Genomic DNA, 12,175 nt, shown 5'->3' on the forward strand with positions numbered 1-12,175 from the left:
GCATGAAGACATATCCGTGGATGCGGCTAACGCAGTGTTATCAAGAAAGATCAATCGATAAATTGAAGGCTTTGACGCTGCAAGGAGATCAGGAGACAGTGACTTTAATTTTCTCTGCCAGCATTTCCCTGACAGTGTAAACTATACCTTCTGTATCATATCCGCACTCCCGCTGCAGTTCTTTTTGCGTTCCCTGATCCACAATCCGGTCGGGAATACCCAGGATCCTGATTTCATTGGTGTAACCGTGGGCAGCCATGAACTCAAGCACAGCGGTACCAAAGCCTCCCTTCACAGCACCATCTTCTACAGTCAGAATCTTTTCATAATTCCGGCAGGCATCGTGCAACAATGCTTCATCAAGGGGTTTGACGAACCGCATATCATAGTGTCCCGGCATCACACCATCCTGTTCCAATGTACGGATAGCCGCGGCGGCGAAATTTCCGGGATGACCCAGGCTCAGAATGATGAGGTCTTTACCTTCTTTCAACCGGCGTCCCTTACCTATGGCTACTTCGCTCATGGGTGTCTGCCATTCGGGCATCACCCCTTCTCCACGCGGGTAGCGTATAACCATCGGGAAGTTTGTCGTTTCTAACTGGGCCGTAAACATCAGGTTTCTCAGTTCCGACTCGTTCATAGGTGCGCTGATCACCATGTTGGGAATACAGCGGAAGTATGGAATATCATAGCAACCGTGGTGCGTTGGGCCGTCATCACCTACTAACCCCGCACGGTCCAGGCAAAAAACAACCGGCAGTTTTTGGATCGCCACGTCGTGCACGACCTGATCATAGGCTCTTTGCATAAACGTGGAATAGATATTACAGAACACTTTCAGGCCCTGTGTAGCCATACCTGCACTCAGGGTTACCGCATGTTGTTCACTGATACCCACATCAATTGCCCGCTGAGGCATTTCATCCATCATAAATTTCAGCGAGCAACCCGAAGGCATTGCCGGGGTGACACCAAATATTTTATCGTTCTGTCTTGCAAGTTCCAGAATAGTCCTGCCAAAAACGTCCTGATATTTTGGTGGTTGCGGCGTAGCGAAAGTCTTCTTGTAAATTTCGCCAGTAACTTTATCGAACATGCCGGGCGCATGCCAGCGGGTCTGATCTTTTTCAGCCAGGGCATAACCTTTTCCTTTAGTTGTGACCACATGAAGGATCTTCGGGCCCGGTATATTTTTGAGATCTGTCAGCGTATCCACCAGTTTGCTGATATTATGACCGTCAATCGGGCCAAAGTATCGCAACTTCAAGGATTCAAACAGGTTGGAGCTGCTGTTGACCATCCCCTTCAGCGTCTCGACCAGTTTGTGACTCATTGTCTGCGTGAATTTCCCGCCGACGGGCATTTTGCCCATTAGGTTCCAGACGTCTTCCTTGAATTTGTTGTAGGTAGGAGAAATAGTGATATCGGTCAGGTATTCTTTGAGCGCTCCCACATTGGGGTCGATACTAATACCATTATCATTCAGTATGATCAGCAGATCGGTATCCGCCACACCGGCGTGATTCATACCTTCGAAGGCAATACCTGCGGTCATAGAACCATCGCCGATGACAGCCACCACTTTTCTGTCAGCCTCTCCTTTGTATTTAGAAGCCATCGCCATACCAAGTGCTGCAGAAATGGAGGTTGATGAATGTCCTACGCCAAAAGTGTCATATTCACTTTCTGCGATTTTTGGAAATCCACTGATCCCTTTATACTTCCTGTTTGTCTCAAACCTGTCTCTCCTGCCGGTGATGATCTTATGTCCGTAAGCCTGGTGTCCGACATCCCATACCAGCAGGTCATAAGGTGTATTGTATACATAGTGCAGCGCGGTGGTTAGTTCAACCACCCCCAGGCTGGCAGCAAAATGCCCGCCGTGTACGCTCACCACGTCAATGATGTACTGCCTGAGTTCCTCGCAAAACTCATGTAACTTCTCTATAGGGATCGTTTTCAGATCCGCGGGAGAGTTAACCGCTTTTAATAATTGGCCCGGCTGAATGGTCATGGCGCAAAAATAGGATATTTTAAAAAAGGAATATAGGTATAATCATTGGAAGAAAGTGTCCAATAGTAAATTTTCCAAAAAAAAGTCCTGCGGTCTTGCTGAAGCAGGTTTTGACCCCGGAGGATGGTTAAGTGGATGTAATCGGCAGCCCCGGCTCCTGACTGGTTTGCCTGTTTCTGGAAAATCTGTTCTACAGATTACACTATTTTTGCGGTTCCAAAAGACATTATGAATAAAATCCTGTTGATCCCGGCAGTTATCATTGCCTTATCCATTTTGAACAGTTGCAAAGACAACGAGAAAGCCAACAATTCTGAAACAGTCAAACCAACTACCGGCGTGAATAATATCAGCTATTCGGTGGTTCGCACTTATCCACATGACACCTCATCGTTTACCCAGGGACTGGTTATTTATAAAGGTCAGTTATATGAAGGCACGGGAGGTTCCGACGCCTTTCCGGAAAGCCACCGGAATTCCCAGCTTCTGAAGGTCGACCTGATCAGCGGGAAGGCCCAAAAATCTCTTTCTCTGCCGGGAACTTATTTCGGAGAGGGAATCACAGTTTTAAATGACACCATTTATCAGTTAACCTGGCAACAAAAAGTGGTTTTCGTTTATAATATGGATTTTAAAAAAATCAAGGAATTCCCCATCAATACCGAAGGTTGGGGCATCACCCATAATGGAAAAGAGCTGATCGTCAGTGATGGAAGCAGTAACCTTTATTTTTACGATCCATCTACCTTTAAATTGTTGCATACGCAGTCTGTAACGATTGGTGCGGAACTATCTTTTAATTTGAATGAACTCGAATATATAGACGGCTTTGTTTACGCCAATCAATGGCAGCAACCCTATATCTTTAAGATCGACCCTTCGAGCGGGCAGGTGGTTGGGCGTATCGACCTGACCCAGATCTGGAACCGCATCCGGCAAATTGATCCCGGCGCCGATGTGCCCAATGGCATTGCCTTTGATGCGGATACAAAGAAAATCTACATTACGGGAAAAAAATGGCCGGAATTATATGAGATCCGACTCGGCCAATAAAAAATTAAATTGATTCAAACACGATCCTGGTGCACTTTTCAGGCATTCCCCGATCGCAACATCACTTTTGCCCGGCTATATAAATAACTGAACTGCAAGCGCCGGTATTACCTAAAGCTCTCAGGTTGGAAGAGAGGCCATGGAGTGTACCCGACACGAAGCGGGTACTCCCCGACTTATATTTACTGCTCAGGAGTGATACATAAAAACTATCGAACCACATCGGCAGTTGTTTCTCCAGTTGGAAACCATGCTGAGTTAATAATATTTCCATCGAAAGCGGCGAAAAATGATAAAGATGCCTGGGTACATCGTAAGCAGCCCAGTACTTTCCATAGACCATCGCATCGCGGCTGGTGTAATTAGGAACTGCCAGAAATAGTTTTCCAGCAGGTTTAAGCAGATTTTTCAATTGGTTCAGATAGCCATGCAGATCATGAACGTGCTCCAGCACATGCCAAAGGGTGATCGCATCAAAATGATCTGGTGGCAAAGAAAACAACGCGTGGGACGGCTCTGTGGTCAGCCCGTACAGACTGGCAGCTAACTGACGGGCATCCGCATCCGGTTCCAGCCCGGTGGTCAGCCAGCCTTTTGATTTCATATAGTGCAGAAACGTGCCTACACCGCAGCCGACATCGAGGAGACTGCCTTTTTCCAGACCGGTATACTTCCGGACGATGCCTGCTTTTTGCGTGATGGTGTAAGTACGCACCTTTTTGTACAAGTGGTTGACAAGGCCTTTCGAACTATTGGTATGGGAGATATAATCTTCGGATTTATAAAAAGCGCCTATTTCTTCCAGCGGGGGTGCATCCTGCGTAAATCTTACCTGGCAATACCCGCATTCCATAATCTCAAAATAACGGCCGCTGACGGTATAGTCTTTTGCGGAGAAAACAGTCGTCAGGTGGTCGGAACCGCAGACAGGGCAATGAGTGTAATGAACATTCGCCATTCAAAGGGTTTATACTGCGAAACTGGTACCGCAGCCGCAGGTACTGGAAGCATTGGGATTGGTGAAGGTAAATCCGCGGTTGTTCAGATCTTCCGCCCAGTCGATTTCCATACCGGCGAGGTAAAGCTCGTGCGCCCTGTTAATGATGCAAGGGACTCCATCCACCTCAAATTCCTGGTCTTTTTCATCCCTGTCATCAAATCCTAATATATAGGTCATTCCCGAGCAGCCGCCACCTTTTACGCCCACCCTCAGGTAACGGGTTGTATCGAAGCCCGGATCGGACATCAGTCTCTTCAGCTCCTGGATTGCCCCGGCAGTAAAAGTCACCGGAACAGCATTTTGAATGTCTGTCATCCTGCAAATTTAACTATTAAAATTGAACCGTAGATGAACTGGCGTCCTCCACATAATAACCGGCGCAGAAAGTGTGGTTACAACTTTTCAGACCAAGTAACTCAGGCTTTTAAAAATGTCGTTCCTTCCTGACAATCAATCAAGATGTACCTATTTTAACACCCGGTGACACAAAAATGATTTATCTCAGGTTAGCCTGTAAATTGACCTCAATCATCTGAATCCGCGTACCTTTAACGCCGATTCGAGAACAAACATATATGGAAACCAGGAAGATTGTTACAGACAGCCACATTGAAGTCAAATCGCTTTACACGGCCGCAGACCTGCCTCCGGCAGAGACCCTGAATGAAAAGTCAGGAGAATTTCCGTTCACGCGGGGGGTGCAAAAAGATATGTACCGGGGTCGATTATGGACGATGCGACAATATGCCGGCTTTAGCACAGCAGAAGAGAGCAACAAGCGCTACCATTACCTGCTTTCTCAGGGGGTGATGGGATTAAGCGTGGCCTTTGATCTCCCCACGCAGATCGGCTATGACAGCGATCATCCGCTCGCTGAGGGTGAGGTTGGAAAAGTGGGCGTTGCCATTGACAGCATTGAAGATCTGGCGATCCTGTTCAGAGGTATTAAGCTGGAAGAGGTCTCTACCAGCATGACGATCAATGCCACAGCATTCATCTTATTAGCGATGTATGTGGAACTGGCCCGGCAGCAGGGGGCCGACCTTGGAAAGATCGCAGGAACTATTCAGAATGACATATTAAAGGAATACGCAGCAAGGGGCACCTACCGGTTTCCGCCAAAAAGTTCGATGCGGATCATTACCGATATTTTCGAATGGTGCAGCCAGAAGCTGCCCAAATGGAATACTATTTCCATTAGCGGTTATCATATCCGGGAAGCCGGTAGCACGGCTGTACAGGAAATTGCTTTTACGCTCTCCAATGGTAAAGCATATGTTAAGGCAGCCCTGGAAAAAGGACTGGACATCAATGTATTCGGCAAGAGGCTTTCTTTCTTCTTTAATTCGCACAATAACCTTTTTGAAGAGGTGGGCAAGTTCCGCGCAGCAAGACGGATGTGGGCAAATATTATGAAAACACTTGGCGCTACGGATCTAAAAGCGATGATGTTGCGTTTCCACACGCAGACTGGCGGGAGCACCCTCACGGCACAGCAACCGCAGAATAATATTTCCAGGGTGACCATTCAGACGCTGGCCGCAGTATTGGGTGGAACCCAATCTTTGCACACCAATGGTTTTGATGAGGCGTTGAGCCTGCCAACCGAAGATGCGGCCCGGATCGCACTTCGCATCCAGCAGATCGTCGCGTTTGAAAGCGGTGTCACGGAGACGGTCGATCCGCTCGCGGGATCCTATTTTGTAGAATCGCTGACCCGCGAGATTGAGGAAAGGGCTAATGAACTTATCGAACAAATTGACGCGATGGGTGGGGGCGTCCGTGCCATTGAAGAAGGATTTGTCCAGGAGGAAATTGCACGGAGCGCGTATGAGTATCAACGCAAGATTGAGACCAATGAAAAAATTATCGTCGGCGTGAATAAATTTCAGACTGTGGAATCGGAAACACCTCCGATTTTGAAAGTCGATGATAAGATCCGGGAAGTGCAAATTGAAAAACTCAGGAAACTTCGTCAAAACCGTGACCAGGCAGCCTGTGACAAGCTGCTTGCGGAGCTGAAAACAAAAGCTGCGGGAACTGATAACCTGATGCCGGTGGTGCTGAAAGCCGTTGCCGCCAAATGCACGCTGGGAGAGATTTCTGCAGCACTGGTAGAAGTTTTCGGAGAATATGCCTGATCATCCGGCATGTATTTTTAGCTGAATTTCTACTTGATTGCAAAATAAAAATGGTCAGCGGGCGGAACCAGTCAATTATTTCCAATTATATGATATCCTGCTGCAGATGAAAAGTTCTGCTGCCAATCTCCTGCGTAGCCTTTAGTCACGGCCCCGTTTTTGACAATATGGGACGGCTTAAGTACATATAAATATTTAGAATAATTAATATATTGTATTCATAACTCTTTGCGCCCCAGTTGAATGCCGCCCAAATTTTTCCTTAACAAATCATTGTTACAATTAATTTGCTTTTTAACGGAAAACATCCTATCTTTAAAGCAGATGCACGTACTGCCTCGTAAGGCATTTCTCACCCGATAGACAGGCAATATTTCAGACCGTTCTTCACCTCCCAGACTAGCCTGTTGTTTTAGAGTACTTTGACTAGTTCGAACTGAAAATTCACTTTAACATTTTAAAACTGGTAAAGATGAGAATTGTCAACAAAATACCCGAGCGCAGAGAGTTTGAGAACGATGACGAAGTTGTGGTAATGACCAATATCAGCTTCACGGCCAACGCCATTGAGTATATTGATGATTATCTGTTTTCAAGCCGAACGCGGATCAATCTAAAGGAATGGATTTGGCATGAAGAAATGGTGGACGGAACAAAGACATTGATTATCACAGACAAGGTCATTCTGGACCGGTAATCGATTCAAAGCTAATCAAACCTCTACTTAATGGTTACCTGATGCTAAAGGGTAACCATTATTTTTTTGTCTTATGCTTTCGTGTTTTGTGCTTTTCGGCGGATTGCCCCGCCTCTTTTATCCTGGGGTAATTGCCGTTAAAGGAACATTGCAGCCCGCCCATCCTGGAACCGCAGCCTTCTACCTCACTGAGTGTAACGGCCGACTTGCTAAATATAAACTTCAGTACACAGGGGTCTCCACCCTGGCGATATTCCGCCACATTTGGGCCTGTGAAAATAGCTTCCCCTTTCAGCTCACCTGAGCATTCACTTTCTTTCTTTTCCAGATGAATGAAAAAACGAATCCTGCCCTCACGCTGACCATCCCTGACAGATATCAGGTTCTTCTTCCCACTGCCATAGTCGGCAGAAAACTTTCCGGTCCTGGGCAGGGTATCAATGGGGTTGATCAGTTCTGTAGCCGCCTGACCCAACGAATCGGTCATGATCAGCATGAATTTTTGCGTGGCGCGGTTCAGGACAAATACATCCCGGCCTGAAGTGGGGGTCTCGCCCGGACTGTTCCTGACCAGATCGCGGGTAATATTAAACCTGGTATCAATGGTCACGGATTGATGTAACTGTTTATCTGCGCCTGCCTCAAGTGCTGCCATACCGGCAATGAATTTATGGGCTTTATCGTAAGTGCTGATAAATAATACTTTTTTCGCGGTAGATATAGCGCCTGACAGTAAATAAACTTCATCCGGACCATTGTCAAACCGACCGATGGCAAAAAAACGGGGATGTTCCTTTTTTGAAAACGCCGGAGCATAAACAGAATCCGGATTAAAAAGTGCATAGACTTCGGGACTGATTAACACGGAATCATTTAGACTGGCGGGAAAAGAACTATCGGAATAAACCAGCGGCAAATCGAGTTTTGGAAAGAAACCAATATAATCCGTAATGATGACCGATTCACCGCCAGACATTTTCTTCTTCATTTTACCTCCGCAGGCAACCAACACGAATCCCATTAGCAGCCAGCCAAATAACAACCTCGTACTCATACATTAACAATTAATTACGAAAATAAATATTTTGTAGGTTCAAACTCCCGGAACTTCATCATTTTTTGACTTTTCAGCAATTACCGACCGCTTTGCGCAAAAACCCCGCCATTTCGGTTTTTTCATCCCGATGAATTTCCATCCCCCATTATTTCAAATATTTTTTTAGATTTGCCTAAAAATTTTTTTAGGGGTATTTAAAACTTTTTACAGAATGGGTTCCCTAAGAGATCAATATCCGCGAAACATGAAGCGTCATCATTCCGAAACCTCACTAAGCGATGTACATCAGTCGGTTGACACCACCCGCCCCTACAAATCAAAGTGGAGACGCATCCTGGCTTTTTTCGGACCGGCCTACCTGGTAAGTGTCGGCTATATGGATCCGGGAAACTGGGCCACCGACCTCGCCGGGGGAAGTCAGTTTGGTTATTCGTTGATATGGGTCCTGCTGATGAGTAACCTGATGGCCCTCCTTTTGCAGAGCCTTTCTGCCCGCCTGGGAATTGTCAGGAGCCGGGATCTGGCACAAGCAAACCGGGAAACCTATCCCAAGGCATTGAACTTGATTCTATATATTCTTGCCGAGATCGCCATCGCGGCAACGGACCTGGCTGAAATCCTGGGGATGGCCATCGGTATCCAGTTACTCACCGGGCTTCCGCTTATTTATGGCGTACTTCTCACGGCCCTGGACACTTTCCTCCTGATGGCATTACAGCGCCTGGGTATTCGCAAACTGGAAGCCTTTATTGTTGGATTGATCTTTATTATTGGCATTTCTTTCCTGATTCAGATCATTGTAGCTGAGCCCAACGGCAGGGAAATCATGTCGGGATTCGTGCCCCGGCTCGAAAACGACGCCGCCCTGTACATTGCAATAGGGATCATTGGAGCCACGGTTATGCCGCACAATCTCTACCTGCATTCTGCGCTCGTGCAGACCCGTAAATTTAAGCGGGACGATTCCGGAATAAAGAAAGCGCTGAAGGCGAATTTTATGGATAGCGCCATCGCCCTGAATTTGGCTTTCCTGGTCAACGCAGGGATCCTGATCCTGGCAGCTACCGTCTTCTTTAAAACCGGCAGGACCGATGTGGCGCAGATTAAACAAGCCTATGAGCTCCTGCCCCAGCACCTGGGGAGCAAGTTTGCAGCTACTCTCTTTGCCGTGGCGCTCATTGCAGCAGGGCAAAGCAGCACTGTTACGGGTACGCTTGCCGGCCAGATCGTCATGGAAGGATACCTTCGGATCAGGATTAATCCCATCGTAAGGCGCTTGCTGACCAGGCTGGTAGCCATTATCCCGGCGGTGGCAATCATTGTCATTCACGGAGAAAGTGATGTTGACTGGCTGCTGGTGTTCAGCCAGGTTATATTGAGCATGCAGTTGAGTTTTGCTATTGTGCCGCTCATTCATTTTGTGAGTGATAAACAAACGATGGGAAAATTTGCCATCAAAACACAGACAAAATTACTGGCATGGGGTATCACGGTGATCCTGGTTTACCTGAACCTTCGGATGGTCGGCGATCAGGCCGTATCCTATTTTAAACAACCGGGGAACCTGATTTGGAAAATATTGATCGTCCTGGGCGGCGTATCATTTGTCTTCCTGCTTGTCTATACGGTTTTGTACCCAATGGGAAAACGATTCAGGCGCAGAGCCATTTCCCCCCTTCACAAGCTGCCTGTCCAGTTGCAGATCCGACCGGTACCTGCCTATAAAAAAATTGCGGTGGCGCTTGATTTCAGTGATATGGACCAGCCGTTGATCAACTACGCGATTGCCCAGGGCAAGAAGGACACCCGCTACCTGCTGATCCATGTTGTGGAAAGTGTGGCGGCAACGGTAAATTTCGCCGAAAGCGAGGATGATGAAACGCAAACAGATAAGACATTCCTGGACCACTATTCAGATCAGCTCAATGAATTAGCGATCGGAACTGATACTGCCCTGGGATATGGTAAACCGGCCAGGGAAATCGCACGGATCGTCAACGAATCGGGGGCAGACATGCTGGTGATCGGAGCGCACGGCCACAAAGGTCTGCGTGACTTTATTTACGGGGAAACCATCAATAATGTCCGGCACAGGATCCGGGTGCCCGTTCTGGTAGTCAATGGGTAGTCGTATTACTTGTAAGGGTTACGATATTCGCTCATCATCAGGTGCTTGAAACGGCTGAATGTTTCGGGCTGGATGTTCAGGTAGGACGCGATATATTTTTGTGGAACCCGCTGCAGAATCTCCGGATAATTTTCCACAAAGTAGAAAAATCGCTCCCTGGGTGTATGACTGATCAGGCTTATCTGCCAGTTATCTTTAAGCACCATCATTTGAATGGTCACCAATCGCCCGAGCCTTTCGAACTGGTGACTGATTTTAAACAAATTTTCAAGGTCTTCGCGCTTAACTGAAATCAGTGTAGTCGGCTCTATCGCTTCGAGATAATAAATGGATTCCGTGCCGGAAAAAAAGGACTCCTGGCAGGAAATCAAATGTCCCTCCCTGGCCAGTTGAACAACCTTCTCCTCTTCATGTGCAACATGAAACTTCCGGACTATCCCTTTTACGATAAAATTTATATAATTTTCAACTTCGCCCGCTTTGGTAATATAGGATTTCCTGGAGAAATTTCTGATTTGCAAAACGGGCTTCATCAGTTTCCTCACCTCATCTTCCGTAAGCGGAACGAACTGACGGAGAAATTGTACAAATGGCTCAATTGATTTTCGGTCAGGCATGGCACTCAAAGTTAAGACAAACTTTGACAGAGGCAATTATTCAGGCGTTAAACATTAAATTAACTGTTAAATATGTAGATTTGCCGCTTTCTCAGAATGGATAAATAAATACAACTTTATGCTTCAGAAAATTAAAGTATCACAACCGGTTGTGGAACTGGATGGTGATGAAATGACCAGGATCATCTGGAAATTCATTAAAGACAAACTCATTCTACCCTATGTGGATGTTGAATTAAAATATTTTGATCTGGGTATTGAACACAGGGATGCGACCAACGACCAAATTACGATTGACGCCGCAAACGCAATTAAAGAATACGGGGTAGGTATTAAATGCGCTACCATCACGCCGGATGAAGCCCGCGTAAAAGAGTTTCATCTGAAACAGATGTGGAAAAGCCCGAACGGTACCATCCGGAACATTCTCGATGGCACTGTTTTCCGCGAACCGATCGTTATCAGCAATATCCCCAGGCTGGTTACAAACTGGACAGCGCCTATTATTGTTGGCCGTCACGCGTTTGGAGACCAGTACCGTGCCACGGATACGGTCATTAAAGGCAAGGGAAAACTTACGATGACTTTCACTCCTGAAGACGGCAGTGAACCGCAGGTTTTTGAGGTGTATGACTTTAAAGGAGATGGCGTCGCATTGTCGATGTACAATACCGATGAAAGCATCATAGGATTTGCAAGGAGCTGTTTCAATATGGCGCTGGATAAGAAATGGCCCCTTTATATGTCAACCAAAAACACGATCCTGAAAAAATATGATGGCAGGTTCAAAGACATCTTTGAGGAAATTTTCACCAGGGAGTTCAAGACAGAGTTTGATAAAGCAGGTATCACCTATGAGCACAGGCTGATCGATGATATGGTTGCCAGCGCGCTGAAATGGCATGGCAATTTTGTCTGGGCCTGTAAGAATTACGATGGCGATGTACAGAGTGATACCATTGCTCAGGGATTTGGTTCGCTTGGACTGATGACCTCTGTGCTGATCACACCAGATGACAAGACGATGGAAGCCGAGGCTGCGCATGGGACTGTGACCCGCCACTACCGGGAATATCAGAAAGGCAATCCCACCAGCACCAATCCAATAGCGAGTATTTTCGCCTGGACCCGCGGGTTGGCGTTCCGGGGAAAGCTGGATGATAACCAGGAACTGATCCGTTTTGCCCACGCGCTGGAAGCGGTGTGCATTGAAACTGTTGAAGAGGGTAAGATGACCAAGGACCTGGCCATCAGCGTATATGGAAAAAATGTCAATCACGGGGAACACTACCTCTATACCGAGGAGTTCCTGGCAGCGATTGATGAAAACCTCAAAAAGAAATTGAGTTAATCGGAATTATTCGCTTAAGTATATTTTGGCAGAACTCCGAATTACCGGGCAGCAATAAAATTTATGGGTTAGGAAGTGTCCTGACCCGTTTTTTTATTTTCCGAATCGACGGCC

The 12,175-nt window shown here is 46.8% G+C and carries 10 protein-coding genes; 5 read left to right on the forward strand and 5 right to left on the reverse strand.

From position 1 onward, the window contains the following. Positions 1-88: 88 nt before the first annotated feature. The gene (gene dxs / locus AC3WS5_RS14550) at positions 89-2,017 is read right to left on the reverse strand and encodes a 1-deoxy-D-xylulose-5-phosphate synthase (protein WP_492468127.1); all 1,929 of its coding nucleotides are present in this window, start codon (positions 2,015-2,017) and stop codon (positions 89-91) included. 228 nt (positions 2,018-2,245) lie between these two features. Between dxs and AC3WS5_RS14555 the strand changes: the two genes are divergently transcribed. Further along, the gene (locus AC3WS5_RS14555) at positions 2,246-3,070 is read left to right on the forward strand and encodes a glutaminyl-peptide cyclotransferase (protein ID WP_492468128.1); all 825 of its coding nucleotides are present in this window, start codon (positions 2,246-2,248) and stop codon (positions 3,068-3,070) included. A gap of 61 nt (positions 3,071-3,131) precedes the next feature. Here the strand turns inward: AC3WS5_RS14555 and AC3WS5_RS14560 are convergent, their stop codons facing one another. Together AC3WS5_RS14560 and AC3WS5_RS14565 are read right to left on the reverse strand one after the other, a co-directional pair. Next, on the reverse strand, positions 3,132-4,028 hold the full coding sequence (locus AC3WS5_RS14560) for a class I SAM-dependent methyltransferase (RefSeq protein WP_492468129.1): 897 nt from the start codon (positions 4,026-4,028) through the stop codon (positions 3,132-3,134). Positions 4,029-4,037: 9 nt separating this feature from the next. Next, on the reverse strand, positions 4,038-4,385 hold the full coding sequence (locus AC3WS5_RS14565) for a HesB/IscA family protein (RefSeq protein WP_492468130.1): 348 nt from the start codon (positions 4,383-4,385) through the stop codon (positions 4,038-4,040). Positions 4,386-4,645: 260 nt separating this feature from the next. Here AC3WS5_RS14565 and AC3WS5_RS14570 point away from each other — a divergent pair, with 260 nt between their 5' ends. Together AC3WS5_RS14570 and AC3WS5_RS14575 are read left to right on the forward strand one after the other, a co-directional pair. After that, entirely contained in the window at positions 4,646-6,211 is a 1,566-nt protein-coding gene (locus tag AC3WS5_RS14570) for an acyl-CoA mutase large subunit family protein (protein ID WP_492468131.1), read from the forward strand. Positions 6,212-6,683: 472 nt separating this feature from the next. Continuing rightward, positions 6,684-6,908 (forward strand): hypothetical protein, encoded by a 225-nt coding sequence (locus AC3WS5_RS14575; protein ID WP_492468132.1) that lies wholly within the window; start codon positions 6,684-6,686, stop codon positions 6,906-6,908. Between the two features lie 58 nt (positions 6,909-6,966). Here AC3WS5_RS14575 and AC3WS5_RS14580 read toward each other — a convergent pair whose 3' ends face one another. Continuing rightward, positions 6,967-7,962: a hypothetical protein gene (locus tag AC3WS5_RS14580; RefSeq protein WP_492468133.1), complete on the reverse strand. Its 996-nt coding sequence runs from the start codon at positions 7,960-7,962 to the stop codon at positions 6,967-6,969. A 247-nt stretch (positions 7,963-8,209) separates the two neighbouring features. On the opposite strand from AC3WS5_RS14580, the gene AC3WS5_RS14585 reads away from it, so the two are divergent. Beyond that, positions 8,210-10,093 carry an Nramp family divalent metal transporter gene (locus AC3WS5_RS14585; RefSeq protein WP_492468134.1) on the forward strand — a complete coding sequence of 628 codons (1,884 nt, stop codon included), beginning with the start codon at positions 8,210-8,212 and terminating at the stop codon, positions 10,091-10,093. Positions 10,094-10,098: 5 nt separating this feature from the next. Here the strand turns inward: AC3WS5_RS14585 and AC3WS5_RS14590 are convergent, their stop codons facing one another. Then, complete coding sequence (locus tag AC3WS5_RS14590; protein WP_492468135.1) at positions 10,099-10,710, reverse strand: Crp/Fnr family transcriptional regulator; 612 nt, start codon at positions 10,708-10,710, stop codon at positions 10,099-10,101. Between the two features lie 118 nt (positions 10,711-10,828). Here AC3WS5_RS14590 and AC3WS5_RS14595 point away from each other — a divergent pair, with 118 nt between their 5' ends. Next, the gene (locus AC3WS5_RS14595) at positions 10,829-12,061 is read left to right on the forward strand and encodes an isocitrate dehydrogenase (NADP(+)) (protein ID WP_492468136.1); all 1,233 of its coding nucleotides are present in this window, start codon (positions 10,829-10,831) and stop codon (positions 12,059-12,061) included. Positions 12,062-12,175: the final 114 nt, after the last annotated feature.

This window comes from Niabella sp. CPT15-335-S11 (genome assembly GCF_058792415.1).